We start from the raw sequence: 26,491 nt of genomic DNA, 5'->3' as shown, positions 1-26,491 counted from the left end.
GATCCGGCCATCGGCGGATGCCTTAGGCGTAGACCGGGAACTGCTTGGTCAGCTCGGCCACCTTGGCGCGCACGGCGGCGATGTTCGCTTCGTCGTGCGGATTGTCCAGCACATCGGCGATCAGGTGGGCGACCTTAACGGCCTCCGCTTCCTTGAAGCCACGCGTGGTCATGGCCGGCGAACCCAGGCGCACGCCCGACGTGACGAACGGCTTTTCCGGGTCATTCGGAATCGCGTTCTTGTTGACGGTGATGTGGGCGTCACCCAGCACCTTCTCGGCTTCCTTGCCGGTGATCTTCTTGGCGCGCAGGTCGACCAGCATCACGTGGCTTTCAGTGCGGCCCGACACGATGCGCAGGCCACGGGCCATCAGCGTTTCGGCCATGGCTGCCGCGTTTTTCACGACCTGTTGCTGGTACGCCTTGAATTCCGGCGACAGCGCTTCCTTGAACGCCACCGCCTTGCCGGCGATCACGTGCATCAGCGGGCCGCCCTGAATACCCGGGAAGATGGCCGAGTTGATGGCCTTTTCGTGCTCGGCCTTCATCAGGATCACGCCACCGCGCGGGCCGCGCAGGCTCTTGTGGGTGGTCGTCGTGACGAAGTCTGCGTGCGGCACCGGGTTCGGGTACACACCAGCGGCGATCAGGCCGGCGTAGTGCGCCATGTCCACCATGAAATACGCGCCGATCGACTTGGCGATCTTGCCGATGCGCTCGAAATCGATGCGCAGCGCAAATGCCGATGCGCCGGCGATGATCAGCTTCGGCTTTTTCTCTTGCGCCAGCGCTTCGAGCGCGTCGTAATCGATGTCTTCCTGCGCGTTCAGGCCGTAGCTCACCACGTTGAACCACTTGCCGCTCATGTTGAGCGCCATGCCGTGGGTCAGGTGGCCGCCTTCGGCCAGGCTCATGCCCATGATCGTGTCGCCCGGCTTGAGCACGGCGAAGAACACGCCCTGGTTGGCTTGCGAGCCCGAGTTCGGCTGCACGTTGGCGGCTTCGGCGCCGAAGAGCTGCTTCACGCGGTCGATGGCGAGCTGTTCCACCACGTCCACGTATTCGCAACCGCCGTAGTAACGCTTGCCGGGGTAGCCCTCGGCGTACTTGTTGGTCAGTTGGGAGCCCTGCGCGGCCATCACGGCCGGGGACGTGTAGTTCTCGGAGGCAATCAGCTCGATGTGGTCTTCCTGACGCTGATTTTCCTTCTGGATGGCGGCAAAGATTTCGGGATCGATCTGGTCGATCGTATAGCGGCTGCGTTCGAACATGGCGAGTGTCTGGTCTGAAACGAAACGGAAATGGCGGAGATCGGGCGAGGCGTGGGGAAACATGCGCGCGGCTTGAACGACTGCGCTCGGTGTTGGCCGATTGCAGGGGGTGTCCAAGTCACCCTGTGCTTCCCATTCGCTGCCCAGGCGAGCGGCAGGCGCCGTTGTGCATGACGCCAGAAACCTTGCGCTTCCTCGTGGTCGCTGCCCACATGTCGAAGCCGCTCAAAGCAGCTTCAGGATTCGCCAGTCGCGCAAGGTGGAATGGTTGCCCGCGAGTGTACGACAGCCCCATGGCCGCTGCAACAAGCGGGCGTGCAGACGCGCACATTGCGGTGCAATACCGCACAACGCTTCAGGTAAACTCTGACCTTTCGTTTTTTCAGGCCCGGAGACACTTCCATGATCGTATTCGTGACCGGCGCAACGGCCGGGTTCGGCGCGGCCATCGCGCGGCGTTTCGTGCGAGAAGGCCATCGTGTGATTGCGGCAGGCCGCCGCCAGGACCGCCTTGACGCGCTGAAGGCTGAATTGGGTGACGCCGTGCTGCCGTTCGTGCTGGATGTGCTGGATGCCGACGCCGTTGCTGCGCTGCCGGGTACGCTGCCCGAGGGCTGGCGCGAAGTCGACGTGCTGGTCAACAACGCCGGTCTGGCGTTGGGCCTCGAACCCGCGCAGCGTGCTGACCTGACCGATTGGGACCGCATGATCGGCACCAACTGCTCTGGGCTGGTGCATATGACGCGTGCGTTACTTCCGGCCATGGTGGAGCGCAATCGCGGTCACATCATCAATATTGGCTCGATTGCCGGGACGTACCCGTATCCGGGCGGCAACGTGTATGGCGCCACCAAGGCGTTTGTCCGCCAGTTTTCGTTGAACTTGCGGGCGGACCTGACCGGCACGCGCGTACGCGTATCGAACGTTGAGCCAGGCCTTTGCTCCGGCACGGAGTTTTCCAACGTGCGTTTCAAGGGCGACGATGCCCGTGTGGAGAAGGTCTACGAAGGCACCGAGGCGCTCACCGCCGACGACATCGCCGAGGCCGTCTACTGGATGGCGGCGCTGCCGGCGCACTTCAATGTCAACGCGATGGAACTGATGCCCGTTTGCCAGTCATTCTCGGCCACCAGCGTGACGCGAGGCATGGCCTGAATTCGAGCGCAAGCCCTCGGCCGGTCGGTGGATGGCTGGCCGCCACTTGCGTCTTGGTAAAATTACCCGATGGCTTCTTTTGACTGGAACCTGCGCGTGTATTGGGAAGATACCGACGCAGGCGGCGTGGTGTTTTACGCCAACTATTTGAAATTTTTTGAGCGCGCCCGCACCGAGTGGCTGCGCGCCCTCGGGGTCGATCAGCAGGCGCTGGCCGACACGACCGGGGCCATTTTCGTGGTCCGCAGCACCGCCGTGGATTACCGCGCGCCGGCCCGCTTGGACGACCTGCTGCAGATCCGTTCGCGTATGGAACGGGTCGGCCCCGCGTCAGTCCAATTCGCCCAGGAAGGCTGGCGCGGCGACGTTTTGCTCGCATCAGGCACGATTCGTGTTGGATGTGTCGACCGGCTCACTTTCCGGCCGACCCCGATTCCCGCTCCCGTACTCGCAACCATCAAAGCCGCCGCATGAATCCCGTCGAGGTCACACAAGATCTGTCGATCGTCTCGCTGGTGCTGCACGCCAGCCTCCTGGTCCAATTCGTCATGGGCCTGCTGCTGGTGATGTCGCTGTTCTCTTGGACGTACATCTTCCGCAAAGCGTTTGCGCTGCGCGCCGCGCGCAGCCAGACCGAATCGTTCGAGCGCGATTTCTGGGCCGGCGGCGACCTGCAGGCGCTGTATCAAAGCGCTGCCAACAACCGCCACACCACCGGCGCGCTGGAACGCATCTTTGAAGCCGGCATGCGCGAATACCTCAAGGCGCGCGAGCTGCAGCGCGGCGGCGGCGATCCGAGCGCCATTCTCGATGCCTCCCGCCGTGCCATGCGTGCGGCTTACCAGCGCGAGATGGATTCGCTCGAATCTCACCTGCCATTCCTGGCGTCGGTCGGCTCGGTCAGCCCGTATATCGGCCTGTTCGGCACGGTCTGGGGGATCATGAACGCCTTCCGCGGCCTGTCCAATGTGCAACAGGCAACGCTGTCGGCGGTGGCGCCTGGCATTGCCGAAGCGCTGGTCGCCACGGCCATCGGCCTGTTTGCGGCCATTCCGGCGGTGATCGCCTACAACCGCTACGCCACCGAGATGGACCGCCTGGCCAACCGTTTCGAGAGCTTCATGGAAGAGTTCTCGAACATCCTCCAGCGCCAGACGCGCTAAGGAGCCGCGCTCATGGCTACCATCCAGCGAACGCGCCGCGCCCGACGGGCCAAGGCTGACATCAACGTCGTTCCGTACATCGACGTGATGCTGGTGCTGCTGGTCATCTTCATGGTGGCGGCACCCGTGGTGAACCCGGGCGTGGTCAATCTGCCCTCGGTGGCCAACGCCACGCCGCAGCAGACCCAGCCGCCTATCGTCGTGACGATCAAGGGCGACGGCACGATCCTTGCTCGCATCAAGACGGGTTCCGGCGCCACCGAGCAGAAGCTCGCCAACAACAACGAGCTGCGCGCATTTGTGAAGCAGCGCACGGACGAAAACCCCGATCAGCCCGTCGTGATTGCCGCCGACAAGTCGGTGCAGTACGACCGCGTGCTGACCGTGATGAGCGTGCTCAAGGGCGATGGCGTGAAGCGCGTCGGCCTGATGGTGAAATCGTCATGAGCACGTTGAAGAATCCGGGCGAGGCAACCTGAACGTCATGGCTACGACGTCGTTGCACCGTTACGAGCCTGTTCGCGAGCGCGGCACGCTGCGCGCGTTCGGGTTGGCGGTCCTGACACACATTCTGCTGCTGATCTTTCTGTACTTTGGCGTGCAGTGGCAGAGCAGCACCCCGCGCGGCGAAGAAGCCGAGCTGTGGGACGAGGCGGCGGTCCAGCAGGCCGTGCAGCAGGCCGCGCCGGTGCCGGACGTCAAGCCGGAACCGGTGATAAAGGCGCCGCCGGCCAAGGTGGAAGAAGAAGCGGATATCGCGCTGGAGCAGCAGAAGCGCAAGCGCGAACAGGAGGCTGCTGCCGCCCGTGAGGCAGAACTCGCCCGCCGCGCCGCCGAAGCGCGCGCGGAAGCCCAGCGGCAAGCCCGTCTGAAGGAAGAGCAACAGGCGCGTCAGGCGGAACTCCAACGCAAGGCCTTGGCCGAACAGCAGGCCAAGGAAAAGGCCGCTGAGAAGGCTGCCGCGGACGCAGCGCAGGCCCGCAAGAATGCACAGCTGCAAGCCCAGGCCGAAGCGAAGGCCAAGGCGGAAGCCGATGCGAAGCAGAAGGAATTGAAAGCCAAGGCCGCCGCAGAGGCCAAAGCCAAGGCTGACGCCGAGCGTAAGGCGAATGAATCGCGTGCCAATGCACAACGCCAGGCGCAGCTGGATCGGTTGCGCGCGATGGCCGGTGCGGGCGCGACGGGCACGGTGGCGGGCTCCGGCGGCGGTGTCGGCAATGCCCAGGGCACGGGCGGCACGGCCTCGGCGGGGTATGCCGAGCGCGTACGGGCCAAGGTCAAGCCGAACATCCTGTTCGATCCTTCGGCGGTCAATGGCAACCCGTCGGCGGTCGTGTCGGTGCAGATGGCACCGGATGGTTCGATCTTGTCGAAGCGCCTGACGAAATCGAGCGGCAACGGCGCCTATGACGAAGCCGTGATGCGCGCGGTCGAACGCTCGGATCCGCTGCCGCGCGATACCAACGGCAAAGCGCCGTCGAGCGTCATCCTGACGTTCCGGCCGAAGGAATAACGGGTTGGCGCTCCTCAAAGTTGCGCCGGCCAGCGTACTCAGATTCCGGATTTGATAGTAGGGAAGATGAACATGATGCGAACGATGTGGATCCCGATGTTTCGACGCGCGGCGCAGGCGCTGCTGCTGACTGCGGCAAGCGTCGGCGTGGCCCATGCCCAGCTCAACGTGGAGATCTCGGGTGTCGGCGCCAGCCAGTACCCGATCGCGATCGCCAACTTCCAGGGCGAGGCACAGGCTCCGCAAAACCTCTCGGCGATCGTCCGGGCAGACCTGGCGCGCAGCGGCCGCTTCTCAAACGTCGATGTGGCCGGGGCGGTCGTGCCGGAAAGCCCGGCGCCTGACCTGGGCGCCTGGAAGTCCAAGGGCGCCGCAGCCTTCGTGGGCGGCACCGTGACGCGCAACGGCGACCGCTATGAAATCCGCTTCCGTCTGTACGACACCGCCAAGGGCGAAAGCCTGGGCGGCCTGTCGCTCACGCGCGGCCCCGGCCAATTGCGCTTGGCCGCACACGAAATTGCCGATTACATCTACCAGAAGCTGATCGGCGAGCGCGGCGTTTTTGCGACGCGCCTGTCGTACGTGTCCAAGGTCGGCCGCCGGTTCCAGCTGCAGGTCTCCGACTCGGATGGCGCCAATCCGCAGATCGCGTTGACGAGCAATGAGCCGATCATTTCGCCGTCGTGGTCGCCGGACGGCACCAAGGTCGCGTATGTGTCGTTCGAAAGCAAGAAGCCGGTGGTGTACGTGCATGACCTGGTGGCAGGCCGCCGCACGGTCATTTCGAACCAGAAGGGCAACAACTCGGCGCCGGCCTGGTCGCCGGATGGCCGTCACGTGGCGGTGTCGCTTTCGCGTGATGGCAATACGCAGGTCTACCTGGTCAACGCCGATGGCTCGGGCCTGCGCCGCCTGAGCCGCAGCAGCGCGATCGATACCGAGCCGTCGTTCTCGCCGGATGGCCGGTATATCTACTTCACCAGCGATCGCGGCGGTGCTCCGCAGATCTATCGCATGTCGGTCGACGGAGAGGAGTCGGGCGGTGCGCAACGGGTGACGTTCAAGGGCGGCTACAACACCAGCCCGCGTGTGTCGCCGGACGGCAAGCTGCTGGCGTACATCTCCCGCGTGGGCGGTGCCTTCCGCCTGTACACGCAGGACTTGTCCAACGGCGATGTGAACGCGCTGACAGACACCTCGAACGACGAATCGCCGAGCTTTGCGGCCAACGGCAAGTTCATCCTGTATGCCACGCGCGTTGGCGGCAAATCGGTGTTGGCCGCGGTGTCGACCGATGGCCGTACGCGTCAGGTTCTTTCCCTCCAGGCCGGCGAAGTTCGTGAGCCGGCGTGGGGTCCTTTCATGCAATAACGAAGCTGTTCCACTAGGAGAAATCGGACATGTCGAAGTCCCAAACCATGATGAAACTCGCAGCCATTGCCGCGCTGCTGGCCCTGGGCGCTTGCAGCTCGGGCGTGAAGCTCGACGATACGGCCAAGAACGGTACGGGTGCTGCCGATGGCACGGGCGCTGATGCCCGCACGGTGACGCCGGTGGACGTGGGCCGTGACGAACTGACCGACCCGAACAGCCCGCTGGCCAAGCGCAGCATCTACTTCGATTTCGACAGCTACTCGGTCAAGTCGGAGTACCAAGGCCTGCTGGGCCAGCACTCGCGCTACCTGCAATCGCACAACAAGCGCAAGGTCCTGATCCAGGGCAACACCGACGAGCGCGGCACCAGCGAGTACAACCTGGCTCTGGGCCAGAAGCGTGCCGAGGCCGTGCGTCGCGCCCTGTCGTCGATGGGCGTGCCTGACAGCCAGATGGAAGCCGTGAGCCTGGGCAAGGAAAAGCCGCAAGCGACCGGCCACGACGAAGATTCGTGGGCACAGAACCGCCGCGCCGACATCGTCTATTAATCGGTACGGTTTGAAGTGGAACGCGCCGGCTGCGAGGTTGCGGCCGGCGTTCTTACGTTGGCAATCACATGAATACGATGATGAAACAGCGCGCTTATGGGGCCATGCGTCGGGCCATCCTGATGGCGACGCTCGTCGCGGGTGGCGCCCTCACCATGGCCGGCCCGACGGCAGCGGGGGTGTTTGACGACGATGAGGCGCGCCGCGCCATCATCGACATGCGCGACAAGTTCAACAACTTCCAGTCGACGGCGGCGCAACGCATCGATCAGAACAGCAAGAACCTGATCGACGCGCAAAACCAGATCGAGACACTCAAATCCGAAGTGGCGCGCCTGCGCGGGCAGAACGAAGTCCTGCAGAACAGCGTCGATACGCTGACCAAGCAGCAGAAGGATTACTACGCTGATCTGGATGCGCGCCTGAAGAAGTTCGAGCCGCAGCAAGCGACGGTGGACGGCCGCGAAGGCATGGTCCAACCGAACGAGAAGCCGGAATACGATGCTGCGCTCAAGGCGTTCCAGGGCGGCGACTTCAAGGGCGCGGGCAATCAGTTCTCGGCGTTCGTGAAGAAGTATCCGCAAAGCCCGTATCTGCCGCTGGCGCAGTTCTGGCTGGGCAACGCGCTCTATGCGCAGCGCGACTACAAGGGCTCAAGCTACGTGCTGGAGAATATGGCGCGCACTAATCCGCAGCATCCGAAGGCGCCCGATGCGCTGCTGCAGGTGGCGACCAACCAGGGCGAGTCGGGCCAGAAGGCGGCTGCACGCAAGACGCTCGAAACGGTGGCCTCGCAGTATCCCGGTACCGAGCAGGCCAAGACCGCCCAAAGCCGTCTGAAGACGATGCGCTGATCGGCAAACCGCACAGCATGTGGACCAACGCCCGCCCGGGGCTGCACCGGCGGGCGTTTTTCATGGGGTGCCAAATGGCGGACATATGGGGCAGCGGGGGCGCGCGGGGCGGTGGCACGCTAAAATGCGGGCCTTCCCGAATCGCTTTGCAAGGCTTCGCCCATGAAAAAACGCGCCATCGTCCTGCTTTCCGGCGGGTTGGACTCTGCCACCGTGCTCGCCATGGCCAATGCCGATGGCTTTGAGACCTACGCGCTGTCGATGCGCTACGGCCAGCGTCACTCGTCCGAACTCGAGGCGGCCAAGAAAGTGGCGGCGGCGCTCGGCGCAGTGCGCCATGAAATCGTCGATCTGGACCTGCGCAAGTTCGGTGGCTCCGCGTTGACCGACGATGCGCTCGACGTGCCGACCGACGGCGCGCAGTCAGGCATTCCGATCACGTATGTGCCCGCGCGCAACACGATCATGCTGTCGCTGGCGCTCGGCTGGGCCGAGGCGGTTGGCGCACGTGACCTGTTCTTTGGCGCGAATGCCGTGGATTACTCCGGCTATCCGGATTGCCGCCCCGAATACGTGGCCGCTTACGAAACGCTCGCCAACCTGGCGACGAAGGCCGGCGTGGAAGGCGAGCGCATCCGGGTGAACGCGCCCATCATCGACATGACGAAGGCGGAGATCATCCAGGCCGGCGTGCGGCTGGGCGTGGACTACGGCCTGACCGTGTCGTGCTACAAGGCCGACGACGCCGGCCGCGCTTGCGGCGTGTGCGATTCGTGCCGCATCCGCAAGGCCGGCTTCGAAGCCGCAGGCGTGCCCGACCCCACCCGCTACGTCTGAGGCGCCATGCCCGAAATCGACCTCAACGCGTTGTCCCACACGGTGCTGTGGGGCACGTTTGCGCTGACGTTCGTGTTTGGCGCGATCCTTCAGCGCACGCACTTCTGCACGATGGGCGCGGTGTCCGACGTCGTCAACATCGGCGACTGGAACCGGCTGCGCATGTGGGCGCTCGCCATCGGCGTGGCCATGATCGGCACAGGGTGCCTGAGCTGGCTTGGCCTGATCGATACGAGCAAAACGATCTACACGGCCAGCAAGCTGCTGTGGCTGTCGTCGCTGGTGGGCGGGCTGCTGTTCGGATTTGGCATGGTGCTGGGCTCGGGATGCGGCAGCAAGACACTGGTGCGTATCGGCGGCGGCAACCTCAAGTCGGTGGTGGTGTTCGTGTTCCTGGGGCTGGCGGCGTACATGACGCTCAAGGGCGTGTTTGGCGTCGTGCGTGTGGCTACGGTGGACAGCGTTGCCATTGCGCTGCCGACGTCGCAGGATTTGCCGAGTGTGCTGGGGCAGGCGTTTTCCGCCGATGCGCGCGTGCTGCGTCTGGCGCTGGCGCTGATGATCGGCGGGGCGCTTTCGCTGTGGGCGCTGCTGGGGCGCGATTTCCGCACGGGTGACAACCTGCTGGGCGGCATCGGCGTTGGCCTCGTCATCGTCGGCATGTGGTACGTCTCGGGGCATCTCGGCTATGTGCAGGAAGATCCGAACACGCTGCAGGAAGCGTTCGTGGCGACCAACAGCGGCCGCATGGAAGCGCTGAGCTTCGTGGCGCCGGTGTCGTACACGCTGGAGTGGCTGATGTTCTTCAGCGATACATCGAAGGTGCTGACGGTCGGTATCGTCAGCGTGCTCGGTGTGATTGCCGGCTCGGCGGCGGTGGCGCTGGTCACGCGCACGTTCCGCTGGGAAGGCTTTGCCAACGCCGAGGACACGGGCAACCACATCGTCGGCGGCATCCTCATGGGCATTGGCGGCGTCACGGCGCTCGGGTGCACGATCGGACAAGGGCTGTCTGGCGTATCGACGTTGGCGGTCGGCTCGTTCATCGCGCTGGCCGGCATCGTGATCGGTGCGGTGCTGGCGTTCCGCTACCAGATGTGGCGAATGGAACGTCTCGTTTGATGGGGCGAACCGTTGACAGAATCGCGGGTATCTCCCTATAATCGCGGTCTTTGGGGTCTTTAGCTCAGTCGGTAGAGCAGTAGACTTTTAATCTATTGGTCGCGGGTTCGAATCCCGCAGGACCCACCAAAATTCGAAGGGCTGACAGGCGACTGTCGGCCCTTTTTGTTTGGCTGCTTTTGCACGCCTGCCGCTCCTCAGCCCTGCGCGTGGCCTTGCTTCCACATTGAAAGCGCGGGCATGCCTTGCCGATAACCCTATCCCCGATCTTCGCCGAGCACATGTGCGGCGCGTCGCATTTTGCCGCCGCCGCTAGGGATTTCCTCTATAGCGTCGACGCTCTCCAACCGCGACCATATCCCCTAATGGAACCGGTTCCATACGGAGAAAAGCGCACAAATGGCAGATATCGTGATCGTGGCGAGCGCGTTCGGCGCCGCGCAGGTGCTTGAGCGGGGACATCACGCCTATGTTCCCCTCGCCGCGTCGGTCGGCGCTGCCGGCTTCGAGGTGCGGCGCGAATTGTTGCCCGCCGGGCTGGACGGCACGGTATCGGCCGATGTCTTGGCGGCCCTGGGTCGCTTGATGGCCGCACACGGCTTGTGGGCGGTCTACTCGACGCCGGCCACGCTGTACTCCGACGACGGCGCGTTGGACGCGGTCGCCATTCGCGGTGCGCTGGTCGAAGCGCAGACCTTGGGCGCGCGCATCGTGAAGTTCCAGCTCGGCGGGTTTGCCGGCGATGCGTCGCCGGAGGCGCTGGCCCAACTGTTGCAAGGGTGGCGCGCACGGGTGCTCGTTGAGAACGGTCAGCAGGCGGTGGGCGGGTCGCTGTCGCAGTTCCAAGGCTTGTTCGGCGCATTGGAAGCCGCGGGCGCGGCCGACATGCTCGGCATGACGTTCGACGTTGGCAACTGGGAGTGGGCTGGCGAAACGCCGCTTGCATGCGCGCGGGCGCTGGCGCCATACGTCGAATACATCCATTGCAAGAGCGTCGCAGGCGAGGGCGCGCGTCGCTTTGCCGTGGCGCCTGCGGGCAACGATGCGCGCTTCGCCGCTGTGTTGGCCGCGCTGCCCGGCGATGTACCGCGCGGCATCGAATTTCCGTTCAACGCGGTCGATCCGGCCGCGGACGCCCATCAACATGTCATGTGGCTCAAGGCCGCCTGACGGTGACTCGACATCAAAGGAGCTTACGCATGTCGCATACGTTGGATGTCATCACCTACGGCGAAGCCATGGCGATGTTCGTGGCGACGGCGCCAGGGCCGCTCGCGGAGGCCACGCAGTTCACCAAGCGCATCGCCGGTGCCGATCTGAACGTCGCTGTCGGCTTGAGCCGCCTCGGTTTTCGCGTCGGCTATGTGAGCCGGGTGGGGCAGGATTCGTTCGGTGAATATGTGCTCGAAACGCTGGCACGCGAACGGATCGACGCCTCGTGTGTAGCGGTGGACCGGCAATATCCGACGGGCTTCCAGCTGAAGTCGCGCGCCGACGATGGCAGCGACCCGCGGGTCGAATACTTCCGTAAAGGCTCGGCCGCAAGCCGCCTCTCCCGCGCCGACTATGTCGCCGACTACGTGCTCAGCGCGCGCCATCTGCATCTGACGGGTGTGGCCCCCGCCATTTCTGCGTCGTCGTGTGAACTTGCGTTCCACCTCGCGAGGGAGATGCGTGCGGCCGGTCGCTCGATTTCCTTTGACCCGAACCTGCGCCCAACGCTGTGGCCCTCCGCAACGGAGATGGTGAGCACGCTCAACGCGCTGGCGTCGCTTTCCGATTGGGTGCTGCCCGGCTTGGCCGAGGGGCAGCAACTGACCGGCTATGACACTCCGGCCGACATCGCGCGTTTCTATCTGGACCGAGGCGCGCGCGGCGTTGCCATCAAGCTGGGCGCTAGCGGCGCTTACTACCAGACCGCTGATGGCGCGGAAGGCGTTGCCGACGGCGTGCGTGTGGAGCGCGTTGTCGACACAGTCGGCGCGGGCGACGGCTTTGCGGTGGGCGTAGTGAGCGCGCTGCTTGAAGGGCTGTCCGCCGAGCAGGCCGTTGCGCGCGGCAACCGGATTGGCGCGCTGGCGATCCAGGTGATCGGTGATTCCGAAGGCCTGCCGACGCGCGCCGCGCTCGAGGTACTTGAACAAACGGCCCGCCTGGGGTGCGAGCCGGAATCCATTCCCAGCGTCTAACGCAGCGCTTCGACTGCAGCCCTCGCGGGCAACGCACACCATCAAAGGAGACACGAACATGGCAACGCAACTTGCTGCGCGGCGCTGGTGGATGATCATGCCGATCGTCTTTATCACCTACAGCCTTGCCTACCTCGACCGCGCGAACTATGGCTTCGCGGCGGCGGCCGGCATCAATCACGATCTGGGGATCAGCCAGGGGCTGTCGTCGTTGATCGGTGCGCTGTTCTTCCTCGGCTATTTCTTCTTCCAGATTCCGGGCGCCATCTATGCCGAGCGCCGGAGCGTGAAGAAGCTCGTGTTCATCAGCCTCGTGTTGTGGGGCTTGTGCGCCGCGCTGACGGGTGTCGTGAGTGACATTCCGTCGCTGCTGGCGATCCGGTTTGTGCTGGGCGTGGTCGAGGCAGCCGTCATGCCGGCCATGCTCATCTACATCAGCAACTGGTTTACCAAGCAAGAACGCTCGCGCGCGAATACGTTTCTGATTCTCGGCAATCCCGTGACGGTGCTGTGGATGTCGGTGGTATCGGGCTACCTCGTGCGCGAGTTTGGCTGGCGCCATATGTTCATCGCGGAGGGCGTGCCCGCCATCATCTGGGCCGTGTGCTGGTGGTGTCTGGTGCAGGACAAGCCCGCGCAGGCGCCCTGGCTGAGCCCCCAGGAAAAACGCGATCTCGAACAAGCGTTGGCGGCGGAGCAGGCGGCCATCAAGCCGATGCGCAACTATGGCGAGGCCTTCCGCTCGCCTGCCGTCATCAAGCTGTGTGCGCAGTACTTCTGCTGGAGCATCGGCGTCTATGGCTTCGTGCTGTGGCTGCCATCCATCGTCAAGAACGGCTCGTCGCTCGGCATGGTCGAGACGGGCTGGCTGTCGGCGCTGCCGTATCTGGCGGCCACCATCGCGATGCTCGCGGCGTCGTGGGCATCCGACAAGGTGGGGTCGCGGCGCGGTTTCGTCTGGCCGTTTCTGCTGGTCGGTGCCGCAGCGTTTGCCGCATCGTTTGCACTTGGCTCAACGCATTTCTGGATGTCGTATGTGCTGCTCGTGATTGCCGGTGCGGCGATGTATGCGCCGTATGGTCCGTTCTTCGCGATCGTGCCGGAGTTGCTGCCGAAGAACGTGGCCGGTGGCGCGATGGCGTTGATCAACAGCATGGGTGCCCTCGGTTCGTTTGTCGGCTCGTACTTCGTTGGCTACCTGAACGGTGCCACGGGCTCTCCGCTGGCGTCGTATGCATTCATGAGCGCGGCGCTGTTGGCCGCCGTGGTGCTTACGCTTTGCGTCAAGCCGCAACCGCGTGACGCTTACCCGCTTGCCAATCCTGTCCCTGGAAAATGAACCGATGAAACCGCTTGTCGTTGCCTACAAGCCGCTGCCCGATGACGTTGTAGCCGAGTTGCGCGAGCATGTCGAACTCATGCAGGTTGACGGTGCCGCGGCATTGACTGAGTCGCTTGCCAACGCCGAAGGCGCGATCGGTGCGAGCCTGAAGATCACGCCTCAGATGCTCGACAGCGCGCCCAGGCTCAGGGCATGGTCCACGATCTCTGTCGGCTATGACAATTTCGACGTGCCCGATCTCACGCGTCGCGGCATTGCGCTTGCGCACACGCCGGATGTGTTGACCGAGTCGACCGCCGATACCGTGTTTTCGCTGATCCTCGCCTCGGCGCGTCGCGTGGTGGAGTTGGCCGAGTGGGTCAGGGCCGGCAACTGGCAGCGCAGCATCGGGCCGGAGCTTTACGGCACGGATGTCCAGGGCAAGACCATCGGCATCGTCGGGCTGGGTCGGATAGGCGCGGCGTTGGCCCGCCGTGCGGCGCTGGGGTTCCGGATGCGTGTGCTCTACACGAACCGGCACCCGCATCCCGAGGCCGAAGCGCAGTACGGCGCGCGCCGCGTGACGCTCGACACATTGCTGGCCGAATCGGATTTTGTGTGCTTGCAGGTGCCGCTGACACCCGAAACGCACCACCTCATCGGCGCGACGGAACTGGCAAAGATGAAGCGCAGTGCGATCCTGATCAATGCATCGCGTGGCCCCGTCGTCGACGAAGCGGCGCTCATCCATGCATTGCGCGACGGTACGATCCGCGGCGCGGGGCTCGATGTGTTCGAGCACGAGCCGCTGCCGGCCGACTCGCCGCTGCTGGGAATGAAGAACGTGGTGGCCTTGCCCCATATCGGCTCCGCAACGCACGAGACGCGACACGCCATGGCGCGCTGCGCGGCAGACAACCTGATCAAGGCGCTGGCAGGCACATTGCGTGAAAACCTGGTCAATCCGCAGGTGCTGGAGCCCGCTCGCGCCCAGTGAGCCGCGTGCCGGGATTGCGCTATGATCCTCGCTCCCTGGCGCCGGCCCCTCGCGCCGACGGCCCGTTCTGAAGCGCATCGTGACTGATTTCCCATCCTCTTCCTCGCGCCCTGCGACCATCACCGACGTGGCCCGCGAAGCGGGAACCGGCAAGACCAGCGTGTCGCGCTACCTGAACGGCGAGATGCAGGTCCTTTCCGAAGATTTGCGACAGCGCATCGAAGCGGCCATCCAGCGGTTGAACTACCGGCCCAACCAGATGGCGCGTGGTCTCAAGCGCGGCCGCAATCGGCTGCTCGGCATGCTGGTGGCCGACCTGACCAATCCTTACACGATCGAAGTCCTGCAGGGCGTTGAAGCGGCCTGCCACGCGTTGGGCTACATGCCGCTCATCTGCCACGCCGCAAACGAGATCGAGATGGAGCGCCGGTTCGTGCAGTTGCTGACGACGTATCGGGTCGAAGGCCTGATCGTCAATGCGCTCGGCGCGGAAGAGGCCGTATTGCGGCCGTTGCGGGGTGGCGGCATTCCCGCTGTGCTGGTGGATCGCACGGTAGAAGGGTTCGACGCCGACCTCGTGGGGCTCGATAACGGCGACGCCGTCAGCTTGGGCGTGCAGCATTTGCTCGACCAAGGTTTCGATGCCATCCAGTTCATCGTGCAGCCGTTTCAGCAGGTCAGCTCGCGGCGCGAGCGTGAGCGTGCATTCCGAGAGGCGATGGCAGCGCGAGGGCGGCCAGCCGAGCCAGCCGTTGTGCTTGACCCGAACGACGCCGCCTCGACTGAACGTGCGCTGGCCGAGATCGCCGCACGCATCGATGCGGTGCACCGCCGCGGCGGAAAACGGCTGGCGTTGTTCGTTGCCAATGCGCCGGTCGCGCTCATCGTGGCGCGGCATCTGCGCACGCAGTTCGGCGCGGCGTGGCAGGACCGTGCGGCGCTGTTGTCGATCGACGATCCGGAATGGGCGGAGTTGATCGGCATCACGACGATCCGGCAACCGACGTACGACATCGGTTACAAGGCCGTCGAATTTGTGCATGAACGCATCGAGGGCGTGACCGGCGATGCCCGTGTCGTGTTGCTGCCCGGTACGCTCGTTGAGCGTGCTTCGACGGTGCATGTTATTGAGGCTGCGTCATGACGTTGCGTCTCTACCTGGCCGGGCCGGATGTTTTCCGTCCCGAGCCCGTCGTGCACGGCGAAGCCCTTAAAACGCTGTGCGCGGAATTCGGCTTCATCGGTCTGTATCCGCTCGACAACACGATCGCCCCGCAGGTCGACGGCCCTGCGACCGCTGCGGAGATCTATCGCCAGAACATCGCGCTGATCGATTCAGCTGACGCCGTGCTCGCCAACGTAGCGGACTTCCGCGGCCACGAGCCCGATTCCGGCACGTGCTTCGAAATCGGCTACGCCATCGCCCGCGGCAAAGACGTGTGGTGCTATCACGTGCCCGCCGCGCCGCTCCTGGCGCAGGTGCCGAATACAAACGGCAACGATGCCGACGGCTGGGCCGTGGAAGATTTCGGCCTGCCGCGCAACCTCATGATCGCGTGCAGTTGTCACCTCGTCGTGGGCGATGTGCGCGCGTGTCTGGATCGCATGCGCGTGCACTACGCATAGTCGCGCGCTGGATATGCGTATGCGGATTGCTTCCTTCAAGGCGGTAGGCGCCGTCCGTATAGTGCCTGCACCGGATGGCGTCTCCGACGCGAGGCAAACGCATGAAGCTCGACGATCTGCATCAACTTCCCGACCTTACGCATCTGCTGGCAGAGTTGGCGGCAACGGCTGCGCAGCGTGACCAGCACGGCGGTCATGCCGCGCACGAGAAAGCTGCGATTGCGCGAGCGGGCCTGCTGCCCCTGGTGATCCCCACGCAATACGGCGGAAGCGGCGTCAGTTGGGCCGATGCCTTTGCCGCGGTGCGCGCCATCGCCGCAGTCGACAGCTCCCTTGGGCACCTGCTCGCTTTCCAGTATCTGCAGACCGCAACCGTCTATCTGTACGGCTCCGACGCGCAGCGCGAACGCTTCCTGCGTCCGACCGCCGAGCTGGGCTGGTGGTGGGGCAATGCCGTCAATCCGCTCGACCATCGCCTGCGTGCGCAGCGCTCGGGCAGCGGTTGGCTGCTCGATGGCGAAAAGGGTTTCTGTTCCGGCACGCTCGGCTCCGACGTGATGGTCGTGTCTGCTCACGACGCGGCCAGCGGCAACCCCGTTGTGGCGGTGGTGCCGACAGCGCGCTACGGCATCACGGTACGGGATGACTGGCATCCGATCGGGCAGCGCCAGACCGACAGCGCCTCGGTGCAATTCCGGCATGTGCAGGTCAGCGAAGACGAAGTGCTGGTGCGCCCCGAGGCGGTCCTCACGCCATATCAAACCTTGCGTTCGTGCATCGCGCAAAACGTACTGGTCAATCTCTATACCGGCATTGCGGCAGGCGCGCTGGACGAGGCGCGCAAGCACACGCTGCAATCGTCACGGCCGTGGATCACATCGGGCGTGGAGCGCGCGGCGGACGACCCATACCAAATTCACCGCTTTGGCGAGATGCGCGTGCAATGGCTGGCTGCGGAAGCGCTGGCCGATCGCGCCATCCAGCGGTTGGACCGCGCATGGCGCAAAGGCGCCGCGCTCAGCGCCGAGGAGCGTGCCGAGGTGTCGCTCGCTACGGCCGAAGCCAAGGTATTGGCACATCGCGCCGCATTGTTCGTCGCCCAGGAATTGTTCGAGGCGACGGGCGCACGCTCGACCAAGGCCGCGCTCGCGCTGGACCGCTTCTGGCGCAACGCGCGCACGCATACGCTGCACGACCCGCTTGACTACAAATTGCGCGCCATCGGCCGCTACGCGCTGGAAGGCATCCTGCCCGACGCCACCATCTACGGCTAAGCGCCTATCGATCTGCACATTCCTTCGTTGGCACGCGGCGGGGGCGAGCGGTGTAATGTGAAATTCGTCTATTGCCGCGCGCTTACATCATGTCCGACGCCGTTGTTGCCGCCGTTGTTGCCACGGATGCTCCTGCCGTTCACACGGCCCGATTCCACATTCGCCGCCTGCCCCACGCGCCGCTTGGCGCAGAGGTTCTGGGCCTGGGCGATGCAGCCGATTTGTCTGACGCAGACATCGCTGCCATCCGCCACGCCTGGCTCGCGCATGACGGCCTGCTCGTTTTCCGTGACGTCGAATTCACGCCGCAGGCGCAAGTGGCCTTCAGCCGCCGCTTCGACCCGCAGCAGGTGCATGTGCTGAATCAGTTCCATCTGAGCGGCTATCCGGAAATCCTGGTCGTTTCCAACGTGGTCGAAAACGGCAAGCCGATCGGCCTGGGCGATGCAGGACGGGATTGGCATTCAGACCTGTCGTACAAGCCGCTGCCGAGCCTCGGTTCGATGCTGCTCACGCGTGAGTTGCCGGAAGAGGGCGGCGACACGCTGTTCGCCAACATGGTGCGCGCCTACGAAACGCTGCCGGCTGATCTCAAGCGCATCATCGAAGGCCGCCGTGCCGTGCATTCGTATGTGTACCGCTATGAGCGACTGCGCGCGCTGTCGACCTGGCGTCCGCCGCTCACGCAAGCGCAGCGCGACGCCGTGCCGCCGGTCGATCACCCCGTTGTGCGCACGCATCCGGAAACGGGCAAGCGCGCGCTCTTCGTCAACGAAGGCTTCACGTCGCACATTCTCGGTTTGCCGGAAGACGAGAGCACCAGCGTGCTGGAGCAACTCTTCGCCCACAGCGTCCGCGCCGACAACGTCTACACGCACCAGTGGCGCCCCGGCGACATGCTGTTCTGGGACAACCGCTCCACCATCCACTTCGCGCCGGGCTGCCCAGACAAGTATCGGCGCACGCTGCATCGCACGACCATCGAAGGCGACGTGCCGGTTTAAGCGCCGTTCGTCTACAGGCCGGCCTCGGCGAGGCGGGCATCGATGCTCGCCAGCGTCAACGTCTGTGCAAACAGCCGCGCGAGCGATTGGCTCGCATACTTCGGCACCTCGTCCGCCGTGGCCCAGCGGTATGCGTCCATCTCGGGGATGAGCCGGCCGGTGTGGTAGCTGTTGAACATCGACGTGCAGGTCAGCGTGTCGAGTGCGACTTCGGCGCGGCGCAGGCGTGCGGCGAACAGGTGCAGCTCCTTGTCGCGGCGATACGGAAACCGGCCGAGTTCGATCAGGGCATGGCTGTCGAGCACGAGGCCGGTCTCCTCGCGCGTCTCGCGCAGGGCGGTGTCGCGGTGATCCTCGCCGGGGTCCGGTGCCCCTTTGGGGATGTCCCAGTGGCGCGTCTCGGTGGCGTGCGCGAGGAGCACGTCGCCATCTTCGTTGAGCAGCACGAGGCCGCAGGACAGGGCGATCGGCATGCTATTTCGCTCCGCCGCGTTGCGTGATGCGTGCGCTGAGCAATTGATGATGTGGGCTGAACAGCCTGCGATAGGCCAGCAGCACCGCCGCAACCGTCCCCAGCCCAGAAGACGCCGCCAGCAGGAACATGATGACGATCTGGTAGCGCACGGCCTCCAGCGGAGACTGCCCCGCCAGGACCTGGCCCGTCATCATGCCGGGCAAGCTCACCACGCCCACGACAGTCATCTGGTTGATGATCGGTGTCATGCCGGCGCGTACGGCTGTGCGTGCTGCATTGCGCGCGGCTTCCCAGCGCGTACCGCCGAGCGCGAGAACCGTCTCCACCTGGTCGCGCGTGGCAGTCAGCTCCCCTGTCATGCGCTCCAGCGCCAGGCCCACGCCCGTGAGCGTGTTCCCAAGAATCATCCCCATGATCGGGATGGCGTATTGCGGCTCGTACCACGGCCGCGCATGCAGGACAATCACCAGCCCGATTGCGCCGATCAGCCACGTGCTGCCGAAGACCGACAACGTGCCGTCCAGGCGCAAGCCCGCATAGCCGCGCGCGCCGCGGCTGCCAGTGGCATGTCCGGCAATCAGCGTCATGACGGCCACGATGCCCAGCACCACCGCCCAATGCGCGTGAGCGAAGACCCATTCGAGCACGAAGCCCACCGCCAGGAGTTGGACGACGGTGCGCACGGCCGCCCACGCCAGGCGTCGCTCGAGCCCCAGGCCCAGCCCAATCGACAGCGCGCCGTTCACGAGGATCAGCGCGGCCGCAATGCCGACCTGCCAGGCGGAAAGCGAGAGGTCTTGCCCGTTCATCGCGCTGGCTCCGTATCGAGATGCCCAGCCGCCATGCGCCACTGCTGATGGCCGATGCGCCGGGCTTGCGCCGGATCGTGGGTCACCCATATCCAGGCATGCCGATCGGGCGCCTGCGCAAACCAATGCTGCAAGAGCGACTCAACCGCGCGCGCGGACGCAGGGTCGAGCGCCGCCGTCGGCTCATCGAGCAGCAACACGGTTGGCCTGGTCTGCAGCGTGCGGACCAGCGCGGCGATCTGCGCTTCACCGCCGGAAAGATCGGCGGCGTTCTTGTCGAGAAAGCCGGCATCGCGCTCTGCACCTGCGAGCAGGGCGATGGCGGCGTCGCGATCAAATCCGGGGCTGTGGCGCCGTGCATGCAGGTGATAGGGCATCTGCAGATTGTCTTCCACCGTGCCGGGCAACAGTGCCGGGCGTTGGCGCACGTATGCGACGTGACACCGATACGCCGGCACCGCGTTCAGGCGGATCGCCTGGCCTTGCCACGTCACCTGTCCGCCGTCGACGGGATCGAGCAGCGCCAGCGCGCGTAGCAGCACGCTCTTGCCCGCACCGGAGGGTCCGGTCAGCGCAATGCGATCGCCTGCCCCTACCGCAAGCGTGGCAGGTTGCAGCAGCATGACACCGGAGCGTGCATCGCGGCGTTGAAGGTGGGTGGCGGCCAGCATGTCGGGACGAGTGTGTTGCGAACGGTACGGCATCAATGCGCCGGATTTATGCATTATGCATATGAGCCTGTGTGGGGCGCCTCCACCGTAATCGTCTACACGCGGGCTCAGGCGCCATGCTGTCGCCGCGCCGTTACGCCATCCGTAGGGCATGGGGAATGGTCCCTAGCCCGAACGGATCAGCCGAATACGTTTGCTGGTGGCCGATGTCGGACGAATCCGACATCCCATTCAGCGGCGGGCGGGTCGCCATTTGCGCAGACGAAGCATAGGATCAACGCATCACTAGAAGATCACTAGAAAAAGCGATGGAGGGCGCCATGGAGACCGATAAAGTGCACGTTGCCCACCCGTGGTGGCAGCCGGGAGTCTTTGCTTCTGCGCCGGCAATTTTTCTGTGGATATGCGCGGAACTGCCTCCCGATATGCTCAGTGCGATCTTCCACGCGGGCACGTCGCCCGATTCGCTCAGCCATGTCGGCGATACGCTGTTCGTGATCGGTTGGACGGCGAGCGGAGTGCTGATGTGGCATGGGCGGCGCCGCGTCGCGCGTGACGCTGATGTGACAACGGAGACAGCGCAGGTCGACACTGGCAACGCTTCTGAGCCGCACGGCCTGACGGCATTGCGCCAGAGCATGGCCCGCCGCTGGGAGCGGGTGCGTCATCCGATTCCGTTGCACTGATCGTGCGGCGCCGCAAACAAGAAAGGCCGGATCGCTCCGGCCTTTCTTGTTGGGCGCTCGCCCTCAGGAAGTGCTTCCCGGGATGATTTCATCCGCATCGACACCAGGCGCCGGTGCAGGCGCGCTGGCGTCATGTCCCTGGGCCTCCTGCCATTTCTTGTAGCCCCACCAGGCGGCTCCGGCCACGATTCCGACCTTGCCGAGCTTGCGCGTGATCCGACCGATGACGGTGCGGCGCAACCCCGCATACGCCAAAGACAACGCGGTGCCCACCAGCGGATATTCGCGTGCAATGCCCAGCGTCCGCATCAGGCTGTTCGGACGAGCCAAAGGCCGGATCAGGCTCGGCAGCAACGCGCCGAAGCCGCCCAGGCTGAAGGTGCGGTTGGTGGCGCGATGCACATCGTTGCGGGCCTGGGCGTAGTCGTAGCGCTCCAGGGCGGCGCGGGTCAGCAGCAATTCCTTGCGAACGCTCAGCGGGAGGCGTGTTTCTGCGCCGCGGCGTGAAGGCCGCACGTGATGGCGCGCGCTCGATGCGGGTTCGTTCATGGAGGTGCCGGAGGTGCCGGGCGACGGCGCGTGTTCGGTTGGATCAGTCATCGGCGCAGGATCTCCCGGTCTTTGTCGAGTTCGGCCAGCGTGGCCTCGAACAGTGGCGGTGCATTGCGCAGCAGCGAGCGCACCTTCCACAGGCACGCCGCCGCGCCCAGCGCGTAAAGCGCAGCCATCACGGCAAGAGACTGCCAGCGGTACGTATCCCAGCACAGGATCACCACCAGCGCCGTCAGCGTCATGATGGACAGGGCGATCAGGCTCACGGCCAGCATGCCCAGGAAGGCGGTGCCAAGCAGCCGTTCTTTTTCTTCAGCCAGTTCGACGCTCGCCAGTTCGAGCCGCGTCTGCAGCATCGAGACGACCGTGCCGGCCAGTTTCTTCAAGGAAGCGAACAGCTTTGGGCTGGTGTCGTCGGTCATGAGGTAAGGAGAGGGTGCAAGGCGATGGACGTCGTTCCACACACAGCACGCGCCATGCCCGGAACGGAGCCGCCAAAATGCAACTGGCCGATGGCGCGATCCAAAGGGCGCGCCATCGGCCAGAAAGGGTGCGGCGGGTTACTTGCGGTTGAGCAGCAGGCCAATCAGCAGCCCCACGCCGGCTGCCACGCCCACGGCTTGCCACGGGTGATCGTGAACGTAGTCGTCGGTGGCGCGGGCGGCGGCCTTGCTCTTGTGGACGACCGCGTCTTGCAGGTCCTGCGCCTTTTCCTTGGCTTGGCGGAGCATGCCCATGCCGCGCTCGCGCAGTTCGGCGGCCTTTTCGCCGCTGCTGGACGCAGCTTGCTTCAGCAGGGTTTCAGCGTCGGACAGTACAGTCTTCACGTCGGTCATCAGTTTCTCCTTATTGACGGAATCGGCCAGGTTGGGGGAAGTGTTCGTCATGGTCGGGTCCTCGGTATCGGGTAGTTCAATCGTCAATATGTCGGCGTGCTTATTCGCTAGCATATGTGTGGGCGCCGCGAAACTTCAAGCGCTCGCGTTGCGCATGCTGCGATGGATCAAGACCTCGGTCATTGTCCGGCAATGTGCGCATGCCTTCCACCCTGTTGTCAGCAAATGCCGCGCCTAATGACGAAAAGTGATGTTGTTGTGAATTTATAGTCGTTTTGGTTGGATGGCAATCTGGCTATAGTGGTTCCCAATCTGTGTATGGAGGACACGATGTCTTTACGTTTGGGCGATATCGCCCCTGATTTCGAGCAGGATTCAAGCGAAGGCCGCATCAAGTTTCATGAGTGGCTGGGCAACAGCTGGGGCGTGCTTTTCTCGCACCCGGCCGACTACACGCCCGTTTGCACCACCGAACTGGGCCTGACCGCCAAGCTGAAGGACGAATTTGCCAAGCGCAATGTCAAGGCGATTGCGCTGTCGGTCGATTCGGTCGAGTCCCACAAGGGCTGGATCAATGACATTAACGAGACGCAGAACACCAGCGTCAACTTCCCGATCATTGCCGACCCCGATCGCAAGGTCTCGCAGCTGTACGACATGATTCATCCGAATGCGAGCGAGACGTTCACCGTGCGTTCGTTGTTCGTGATCGATCCGAACAAGAAGATTCGCCTGACGATTACGTATCCGGCATCGACGGGGCGTAATTTCAATGAAGTGCTGCGCGTGATCGACTCGCTGCAGTTGACCGAGTACCACAGCGTGGCGACGCCCGGTAACTGGCAGGACGGCGATGACGTGGTCATCGTGCCGTCTCTGAAGGATGAAGAAGTCATCAAGCAGAAATTTCCGAAGGGCTACAAGGCGTTGCGGCCGTATCTGCGCCTGACGCCGCAGCCCAATAAGTAACCGTCTCCTTGGTAGTGTGATTGCCGCCCGGCCTTGTGCCGGGCGTTTTTTGCGTTGGTGCCGGCTCAGGATCCTGCTGCGCGGGTCGATCTTGGTGCGGTGATGCTGCGCTTCTCGGACCGACCTCAACCCGCTCGCTACGGACCCTGAACCGGTTCTCAGGCAAAACAAAACCGGCCAGCCCTTTCGGGTCTGGCCGGTTTGTCTTTTGTGAAGACGGTTCCGTGTGCGATCAGATCGCCCAGCCGCCTACGTAGAACGCCACCAGCGCAGCGGCGATCGCCACGGTGCCGATGTTCAGCTTGCGCCATTCGCCGGCCACCACGCGGCCGATCACCAATGTGCTGAAGCCCAGCATGATGCCGGTGACGATGTTGCAGGTCAGCACGATGAACACGGCGCAGACGAGGCCCGACAGTGCGTCGACCATGTCGTCCATGTGCAGCTTGCTCACGCTGGAGAGCATCAGCAGGCCGACATACATCAGTGCCGGGGCCGTTGCGTAGGACGGCACCAGACCCGCGAGCGGTGAGAAGAACATCACGGCCAGGAACATCACGCCGACCACGACAGCCGTCAGGCCCGTCTTGCCGCCGGCTGCCACGCCAACCGTCGACTCGATGTAAGCCGCCGCCGGCGCACCGCCGAAGAACGCCGAGAAGATCGAGCTGATTGAATCGGCCGTCAGAGCGCGGCCACCGTTGATGATGTGGCCCTTGTCGTTGAGCAGTCCGGCCTGGCCGGCGACCGCGCGGATCGTGCCGGTGGCATCGAACACAGCGGTCATCACCAGCGCCAGCACGCTGGGCAGGACGGCGGCCGTGAGTGCGCCGCGAATATCCATCGCCCCAATCAGCGAGGCGTGACCAGCACTGGCCAGCGAGGGCAGCGCGAACACGCCGGTGAACTTCACGGCCGGGTCAAAGATCAGTCCCAGGACCGAGATGGCGACGATCACGATGAGGATGCCGCCCGGCACGCGTCGACGCTCCATGCCGAAGATGGCGGCCAGGCCCAGCACCGACATCATCACCGGGAAGGCGGTAACGTGACCCAGCGCAACGGGCAGGCCAGCACCGGCGTTCTTGACGACCAGTCCCACATCGTTGGACGCGATCAGCAGCAGGAACAGCCCGATGCCGATGCCCGTTCCGTGCGCCACGCCCGAAGGCAGATTGCGCAGGATCCACGAGCGCACGCCCGTGGCCGAGATGGCGGTGAAAACCACGCCCATCAGGAACACGGCGCCGAGCGCGATTTCCGGCGTCAGCTTTTGCCCCAGCACCAGGCCGAAAGCCATGAATGCCGTCAGCGAGATTGCGCAGCCAATGGCGATCGGCAGCTTGGCCCACAAGCCCATCAGCAGCGAGCCGAAGGCGGTGGTCAGACACACCGCGACGAACACGGCGCTGGTGTCAAAGCCGGCCTTGCCCAGCATGCCGGGCACGACGAACACCGCGTAGACCATCGCCATGAAGGTGGTGATGCCAGCCACGACCTCGCGTTTGTGCGTGCTGCCGCGTGCAGAAATCTGGAAATAGCGATCGATGGCACGCGCATCGGCGATGCCGGCGGCGCCAAGTTCCGTCGACGACGGAATGGACTGTTCAGCCATGGTGGGTTTGTCTCCTGGCAGGACTCCGCGCCGGCCGATCTGGGTCGTCCGCGTAAGGTGCCCTGTTCTGGTTTTGATATCGGTACGGGTGCCTGCGTACGCGCGCCGGCATTCTCCAGACCGTTGTCTCGCGATTGGTTTTGTCGCGTGGCGCTGCACTCTGCGTGTGGATTGCGCGCTCGTTTTATCGGTGTGAGGGCGTGCGGCCCAACAATCCGCCGACACTTGGACCGAAGCATAGACGCGCGCTAGTGCCGATTCATCCGGCGCGGCGTATCCCGGTCATTTGCAAATTGGTATATCGCGAGGGGAGGAGAACAACGGTGCCCAGGACGGGCGAGGGATGCGGCCATGGGTGTGGCGAGTGGTGCACGAGTGTGCCCCAACTCGCCGGAAAAGCAAAGCGCAATCAGAAGAAGGCCTGAATGCCGGTTTGTGCGCGGCCGAGGATCAGCGCGTGGATGTCGTGCGTGCCTTCGTACGTGTTCACCACTTCGAGGTTCACCACGTGGCGGATCACGCCAAACTCATCCGAGATGCCGTTGCCGCCCAGCATGTCGCGCGCCATGCGGGCGATGTCGAGCGACTTGCCGCACGAGTTGCGCTTCATGATCGACGTGATTTCCACTGCGGCCGTGCCTTCGTCTTTCATGCGGCCCAGGCGCAGGCAGCCTTGCAGGCCGAGCGTGATTTCGGTCTGCATATCGGCCAGCTTTTTCTGCACCAGCTGGTTGGCGGCGAGCGGGCGGCCGAACTGCTTGCGATCCAGCACGTACTGGCGTGCGATGTGCCAGCAGGCCTCCGCTGCGCCCAGCGCGCCCCACGCGATGCCGTAGCGCGCCGAGTTCAGGCACGTGAACGGACCCTTCAGGCCGCGCACGCCCGGCATCAGGTTTTCTTCCGGCACGAACACTTCATCGAGCACGATTTCACCGGTGATCGACGTACGCAGGCCGACCTTGCCGTGGATGGCGGGCGCCGTCAGTCCCTTCCAGCCTTTCTCCAGGATGAAGCCGCGGATTTCGTCTTCGCCGTTGTCGTTCGGCAGCTTGCCCCACACGACAAACACGTCGGCGATGGGCGAATTGGTGATCCACATCTTGGCGCCCGACAGCGAGTAGCCGCCGTCGACTTTCTTGGCGCGCGTGATCATCGAGCCCGGGTCGGAACCGTGGTTCGGTTCGGTCAGGCCAAAGCAGCCGATCCATTCGCCCGTGGCCAGCTTCGGCAGGTACTTCTGCTTTTGCGCCTCGCTGCCGAATTCGTAGATCGGCACCATCACCAGCGACGACTGCACGCTCATCATCGAGCGATAGCCCGAATCCACACGTTCGACTTCCCGCGCGATCAGGCCGTAGCTGACGTAGTTCAGGCCCGGGCCGCCGTATTGCTCTGGAATCGTCGGGCCCAGCAGGCCCAGCTCGCCCATCTCACGAAAGATCGACGCATCGGTCTTCTCATGCCGGAACGACTCCAGCACGCGCGGCATCAGCTTGTCCTGGCAGTACGACGCGGCGGCGTCGCGCACCATGCGCTCGTCGTCGGTCAGTTGTTGGTCGAGCAGCAGGGGGTCAGCCCAATTGAAGGCGTTGCGAGCAGTCACAGCGGTAGTCTCCGAGTCTTTGTTGTTC

General features: G+C 64.3%; 29 protein-coding genes, 1 tRNA gene and 1 riboswitch. Of the genes, 21 read left to right on the top strand and 9 right to left on the bottom strand.

All coding sequences use genetic code 11. The features are described from left to right. Positions 1 to 22: 22 nt before the first annotated feature. The gene (gene glyA, locus R2676_RS09515) at positions 23 to 1,270 is read right to left on the bottom strand and encodes a serine hydroxymethyltransferase (RefSeq protein WP_027677962.1); all 1,248 of its coding nucleotides are present in this window, start codon (positions 1,268 to 1,270) and stop codon (positions 23 to 25) included. A gap of 134 nt (positions 1,271 to 1,404) precedes the next feature. After that, positions 1,405 to 1,534: riboswitch (ZMP/ZTP riboswitch) on the bottom strand. A gap of 138 nt (positions 1,535 to 1,672) precedes the next feature. Between glyA and ydfG the strand changes: the two genes are divergently transcribed. From ydfG to R2676_RS09420, 19 genes are all read left to right on the top strand, one after another. Continuing rightward, a complete protein-coding gene (gene ydfG, locus R2676_RS09510) occupies positions 1,673 to 2,425 on the top strand; it encodes a bifunctional NADP-dependent 3-hydroxy acid dehydrogenase/3-hydroxypropionate dehydrogenase YdfG (RefSeq protein ID WP_092971769.1) in 753 nt (250 codons plus the stop codon). Between the two features lie 69 nt (positions 2,426 to 2,494). Next, the gene (ybgC, locus tag R2676_RS09505; RefSeq protein WP_004629519.1) at positions 2,495 to 2,899 is read left to right on the top strand and encodes a tol-pal system-associated acyl-CoA thioesterase; all 405 of its coding nucleotides are present in this window, start codon (positions 2,495 to 2,497) and stop codon (positions 2,897 to 2,899) included. Then, positions 2,896 to 3,588 (top strand): protein TolQ, encoded by a 693-nt coding sequence (tolQ, locus tag R2676_RS09500; protein WP_004629517.1) that lies wholly within the window; start codon positions 2,896 to 2,898, stop codon positions 3,586 to 3,588. The genes ybgC and tolQ overlap by 4 nt, the downstream gene beginning before the upstream one ends. Before the next feature lie 12 nt (positions 3,589 to 3,600). Beyond that, entirely contained in the window at positions 3,601 to 4,035 is a 435-nt protein-coding gene (tolR, locus tag R2676_RS09495) for a protein TolR (protein ID WP_004629515.1), read from the top strand. A 37-nt stretch (positions 4,036 to 4,072) separates the two neighbouring features. Next, positions 4,073 to 5,101, top strand: coding sequence for a cell envelope integrity protein TolA (gene tolA / locus R2676_RS09490; RefSeq protein WP_206275661.1), 1,029 nt, complete (start codon positions 4,073 to 4,075; stop codon positions 5,099 to 5,101). A 66-nt stretch (positions 5,102 to 5,167) separates the two neighbouring features. After that, the gene (tolB, locus tag R2676_RS09485) at positions 5,168 to 6,472 is read left to right on the top strand and encodes a Tol-Pal system beta propeller repeat protein TolB (RefSeq protein ID WP_206275660.1); all 1,305 of its coding nucleotides are present in this window, start codon (positions 5,168 to 5,170) and stop codon (positions 6,470 to 6,472) included. 29 nt (positions 6,473 to 6,501) lie between these two features. Beyond that, complete coding sequence (gene pal / locus R2676_RS09480; protein ID WP_206275659.1) at positions 6,502 to 7,023, top strand: peptidoglycan-associated lipoprotein Pal; 522 nt, start codon at positions 6,502 to 6,504, stop codon at positions 7,021 to 7,023. Positions 7,024 to 7,091: 68 nt separating this feature from the next. Then, positions 7,092 to 7,877, top strand: coding sequence for a tol-pal system protein YbgF (gene ybgF / locus R2676_RS09475; protein WP_206275658.1), 786 nt, complete (start codon positions 7,092 to 7,094; stop codon positions 7,875 to 7,877). A 162-nt stretch (positions 7,878 to 8,039) separates the two neighbouring features. Beyond that, on the top strand, positions 8,040 to 8,714 hold the full coding sequence (gene queC, locus R2676_RS09470; protein WP_206275657.1) for a 7-cyano-7-deazaguanine synthase QueC: 675 nt from the start codon (positions 8,040 to 8,042) through the stop codon (positions 8,712 to 8,714). A 6-nt stretch (positions 8,715 to 8,720) separates the two neighbouring features. Beyond that, positions 8,721 to 9,836: a YeeE/YedE family protein gene (locus R2676_RS09465; RefSeq protein ID WP_206275656.1), complete on the top strand. Its 1,116-nt coding sequence runs from the start codon at positions 8,721 to 8,723 to the stop codon at positions 9,834 to 9,836. A gap of 53 nt (positions 9,837 to 9,889) precedes the next feature. Further along, positions 9,890 to 9,965 (top strand) — tRNA-Lys (locus R2676_RS09460). Between the two features lie 270 nt (positions 9,966 to 10,235). Further along, entirely contained in the window at positions 10,236 to 11,006 is a 771-nt protein-coding gene (locus tag R2676_RS09455; protein WP_206275655.1) for a sugar phosphate isomerase/epimerase family protein, read from the top strand. Positions 11,007 to 11,035: 29 nt separating this feature from the next. Continuing rightward, positions 11,036 to 12,025, top strand: coding sequence for a sugar kinase (locus R2676_RS09450; protein WP_206275654.1), 990 nt, complete (start codon positions 11,036 to 11,038; stop codon positions 12,023 to 12,025). A gap of 58 nt (positions 12,026 to 12,083) precedes the next feature. After that, complete coding sequence (locus R2676_RS09445; RefSeq protein ID WP_206275653.1) at positions 12,084 to 13,364, top strand: MFS transporter; 1,281 nt, start codon at positions 12,084 to 12,086, stop codon at positions 13,362 to 13,364. A gap of 4 nt (positions 13,365 to 13,368) precedes the next feature. Then, positions 13,369 to 14,343: an NAD(P)-dependent oxidoreductase gene (locus tag R2676_RS09440; RefSeq protein WP_206275652.1), complete on the top strand. Its 975-nt coding sequence runs from the start codon at positions 13,369 to 13,371 to the stop codon at positions 14,341 to 14,343. A 79-nt stretch (positions 14,344 to 14,422) separates the two neighbouring features. Continuing rightward, on the top strand, positions 14,423 to 15,487 hold the full coding sequence (locus R2676_RS09435) for a LacI family DNA-binding transcriptional regulator (protein ID WP_206275651.1): 1,065 nt from the start codon (positions 14,423 to 14,425) through the stop codon (positions 15,485 to 15,487). Then, positions 15,484 to 15,969, top strand: coding sequence for a nucleoside 2-deoxyribosyltransferase (locus tag R2676_RS09430; protein WP_206275650.1), 486 nt, complete (start codon positions 15,484 to 15,486; stop codon positions 15,967 to 15,969). Before R2676_RS09435 ends, R2676_RS09430 begins: the two co-directional genes overlap by 4 nt. Positions 15,970 to 16,070: 101 nt before the next feature. Then, positions 16,071 to 17,243 (top strand): acyl-CoA dehydrogenase family protein, encoded by a 1,173-nt coding sequence (locus R2676_RS09425; RefSeq protein ID WP_009238788.1) that lies wholly within the window; start codon positions 16,071 to 16,073, stop codon positions 17,241 to 17,243. Between the two features lie 89 nt (positions 17,244 to 17,332). After that, the gene (locus R2676_RS09420; RefSeq protein ID WP_206275649.1) at positions 17,333 to 18,247 is read left to right on the top strand and encodes a TauD/TfdA dioxygenase family protein; all 915 of its coding nucleotides are present in this window, start codon (positions 17,333 to 17,335) and stop codon (positions 18,245 to 18,247) included. 11 nt (positions 18,248 to 18,258) lie between these two features. On the opposite strand, the gene R2676_RS09415 is transcribed toward R2676_RS09420, so the two are convergent. The 3 genes from R2676_RS09415 to R2676_RS09405 are packed head-to-tail and all read right to left on the bottom strand — an operon-like array spanning position 18,259 to position 20,202. Next, a complete protein-coding gene (locus R2676_RS09415; protein ID WP_102064727.1) occupies positions 18,259 to 18,720 on the bottom strand; it encodes an NUDIX domain-containing protein in 462 nt (153 codons plus the stop codon). A 1-nt stretch (position 18,721) separates the two neighbouring features. Beyond that, positions 18,722 to 19,531 (bottom strand): ABC transporter permease, encoded by an 810-nt coding sequence (locus tag R2676_RS09410; protein WP_206275648.1) that lies wholly within the window; start codon positions 19,529 to 19,531, stop codon positions 18,722 to 18,724. Next, positions 19,528 to 20,202 (bottom strand): ABC transporter ATP-binding protein, encoded by a 675-nt coding sequence (locus R2676_RS09405; RefSeq protein ID WP_206275774.1) that lies wholly within the window; start codon positions 20,200 to 20,202, stop codon positions 19,528 to 19,530. The genes R2676_RS09410 and R2676_RS09405 overlap by 4 nt, the downstream gene beginning before the upstream one ends. A gap of 320 nt (positions 20,203 to 20,522) precedes the next feature. On the opposite strand from R2676_RS09405, the gene R2676_RS09400 reads away from it, so the two are divergent. Further along, on the top strand, positions 20,523 to 20,888 hold the full coding sequence (locus R2676_RS09400; protein WP_206275647.1) for a hypothetical protein: 366 nt from the start codon (positions 20,523 to 20,525) through the stop codon (positions 20,886 to 20,888). A 63-nt stretch (positions 20,889 to 20,951) separates the two neighbouring features. On the opposite strand, the gene R2676_RS09395 is transcribed toward R2676_RS09400, so the two are convergent. The 3 genes from R2676_RS09395 to R2676_RS09385 all read right to left on the bottom strand — a co-directional run bounded on the left by R2676_RS09395 (position 20,952) and on the right by R2676_RS09385 (position 22,327). After that, positions 20,952 to 21,488, bottom strand: a complete 537-nt coding sequence (locus R2676_RS09395; RefSeq protein ID WP_206275646.1) for a DUF3318 domain-containing protein — start codon at positions 21,486 to 21,488, stop codon at positions 20,952 to 20,954. Beyond that, a complete protein-coding gene (locus R2676_RS09390; RefSeq protein ID WP_027677941.1) occupies positions 21,485 to 21,862 on the bottom strand; it encodes a phage holin family protein in 378 nt (125 codons plus the stop codon). The genes R2676_RS09395 and R2676_RS09390 overlap by 4 nt, the downstream gene beginning before the upstream one ends. A gap of 138 nt (positions 21,863 to 22,000) precedes the next feature. Continuing rightward, positions 22,001 to 22,327, bottom strand: a complete 327-nt coding sequence (locus R2676_RS09385; protein ID WP_009238780.1) for a DUF883 family protein — start codon at positions 22,325 to 22,327, stop codon at positions 22,001 to 22,003. 279 nt (positions 22,328 to 22,606) lie between these two features. Here R2676_RS09385 and R2676_RS09380 point away from each other — a divergent pair, with 279 nt between their 5' ends. Next, entirely contained in the window at positions 22,607 to 23,245 is a 639-nt protein-coding gene (locus R2676_RS09380; RefSeq protein ID WP_004629475.1) for a peroxiredoxin, read from the top strand. 232 nt (positions 23,246 to 23,477) lie between these two features. Here the strand turns inward: R2676_RS09380 and R2676_RS09375 are convergent, their stop codons facing one another. After that, positions 23,478 to 24,860: an NCS2 family permease gene (locus tag R2676_RS09375; RefSeq protein ID WP_027677940.1), complete on the bottom strand. Its 1,383-nt coding sequence runs from the start codon at positions 24,858 to 24,860 to the stop codon at positions 23,478 to 23,480. Positions 24,861 to 25,269: 409 nt separating this feature from the next. Beyond that, positions 25,270 to 26,463: an acyl-CoA dehydrogenase gene (locus R2676_RS09370; RefSeq protein WP_206275645.1), complete on the bottom strand. Its 1,194-nt coding sequence runs from the start codon at positions 26,461 to 26,463 to the stop codon at positions 25,270 to 25,272. Between the last annotated feature and the right edge of the window lie 28 nt (positions 26,464 to 26,491).

The organism is Ralstonia flatus, from assembly GCF_958439105.1.
Classification (GTDB): domain Bacteria; phylum Pseudomonadota; class Gammaproteobacteria; order Burkholderiales; family Burkholderiaceae; genus Ralstonia; species Ralstonia flatus.
The sequence above is the reverse complement of the archived record's forward strand: the minus strand, read 5'-3'. Positions and strand labels throughout refer to the sequence as shown.

Excerpts from the sequence above, each read along its gene's own strand:
- R2676_RS09455 (WP_206275655.1), top strand. The coding sequence starts at position 10,236 with ATGGCAGATATCGTGATCGTGGCGAGCGCGTTCGGCGCCGCGCAGGTG.
- tolQ (WP_004629517.1), top strand. The coding sequence starts at position 2,896 with ATGAATCCCGTCGAGGTCACACAAGATCTGTCGATCGTCTCGCTGGTG.
- tolR (WP_004629515.1), top strand. The coding sequence starts at position 3,601 with ATGGCTACCATCCAGCGAACGCGCCGCGCCCGACGGGCCAAGGCTGAC.
- R2676_RS09405 (WP_206275774.1), bottom strand. The coding sequence starts at position 20,202 with ATGCTGGCCGCCACCCACCTTCAACGCCGCGATGCACGCTCCGGTGTC.
- R2676_RS09450 (WP_206275654.1), top strand. The coding sequence starts at position 11,036 with ATGTCGCATACGTTGGATGTCATCACCTACGGCGAAGCCATGGCGATG.
- R2676_RS09465 (WP_206275656.1), top strand. The coding sequence starts at position 8,721 with ATGCCCGAAATCGACCTCAACGCGTTGTCCCACACGGTGCTGTGGGGC.
- ydfG (WP_092971769.1), top strand. The coding sequence starts at position 1,673 with ATGATCGTATTCGTGACCGGCGCAACGGCCGGGTTCGGCGCGGCCATC.
- R2676_RS09420 (WP_206275649.1), top strand. The coding sequence starts at position 17,333 with ATGTCCGACGCCGTTGTTGCCGCCGTTGTTGCCACGGATGCTCCTGCC.
- glyA (WP_027677962.1), bottom strand. The coding sequence starts at position 1,270 with ATGTTCGAACGCAGCCGCTATACGATCGACCAGATCGATCCCGAAATC.
- R2676_RS09415 (WP_102064727.1), bottom strand. The coding sequence starts at position 18,720 with ATGCCGATCGCCCTGTCCTGCGGCCTCGTGCTGCTCAACGAAGATGGC.
- R2676_RS09440 (WP_206275652.1), top strand. The coding sequence starts at position 13,369 with ATGAAACCGCTTGTCGTTGCCTACAAGCCGCTGCCCGATGACGTTGTA.
- ybgF (WP_206275658.1), top strand. The coding sequence starts at position 7,092 with ATGAATACGATGATGAAACAGCGCGCTTATGGGGCCATGCGTCGGGCC.
- R2676_RS09390 (WP_027677941.1), bottom strand. The coding sequence starts at position 21,862 with ATGACCGACGACACCAGCCCAAAGCTGTTCGCTTCCTTGAAGAAACTG.
- R2676_RS09375 (WP_027677940.1), bottom strand. The coding sequence starts at position 24,860 with ATGGCTGAACAGTCCATTCCGTCGTCGACGGAACTTGGCGCCGCCGGC.
- R2676_RS09430 (WP_206275650.1), top strand. The coding sequence starts at position 15,484 with ATGACGTTGCGTCTCTACCTGGCCGGGCCGGATGTTTTCCGTCCCGAG.
- queC (WP_206275657.1), top strand. The coding sequence starts at position 8,040 with ATGAAAAAACGCGCCATCGTCCTGCTTTCCGGCGGGTTGGACTCTGCC.
- R2676_RS09385 (WP_009238780.1), bottom strand. The coding sequence starts at position 22,327 with ATGACGAACACTTCCCCCAACCTGGCCGATTCCGTCAATAAGGAGAAA.
- tolB (WP_206275660.1), top strand. The coding sequence starts at position 5,168 with ATGAACATGATGCGAACGATGTGGATCCCGATGTTTCGACGCGCGGCG.
- R2676_RS09410 (WP_206275648.1), bottom strand. The coding sequence starts at position 19,531 with ATGAACGGGCAAGACCTCTCGCTTTCCGCCTGGCAGGTCGGCATTGCG.
- R2676_RS09400 (WP_206275647.1), top strand. The coding sequence starts at position 20,523 with ATGGAGACCGATAAAGTGCACGTTGCCCACCCGTGGTGGCAGCCGGGA.
- R2676_RS09395 (WP_206275646.1), bottom strand. The coding sequence starts at position 21,488 with ATGACTGATCCAACCGAACACGCGCCGTCGCCCGGCACCTCCGGCACC.
- ybgC (WP_004629519.1), top strand. The coding sequence starts at position 2,495 with ATGGCTTCTTTTGACTGGAACCTGCGCGTGTATTGGGAAGATACCGAC.
- pal (WP_206275659.1), top strand. The coding sequence starts at position 6,502 with ATGTCGAAGTCCCAAACCATGATGAAACTCGCAGCCATTGCCGCGCTG.
- tolA (WP_206275661.1), top strand. The coding sequence starts at position 4,073 with ATGGCTACGACGTCGTTGCACCGTTACGAGCCTGTTCGCGAGCGCGGC.
- R2676_RS09445 (WP_206275653.1), top strand. The coding sequence starts at position 12,084 with ATGGCAACGCAACTTGCTGCGCGGCGCTGGTGGATGATCATGCCGATC.
- R2676_RS09425 (WP_009238788.1), top strand. The coding sequence starts at position 16,071 with ATGAAGCTCGACGATCTGCATCAACTTCCCGACCTTACGCATCTGCTG.
- R2676_RS09380 (WP_004629475.1), top strand. The coding sequence starts at position 22,607 with ATGTCTTTACGTTTGGGCGATATCGCCCCTGATTTCGAGCAGGATTCA.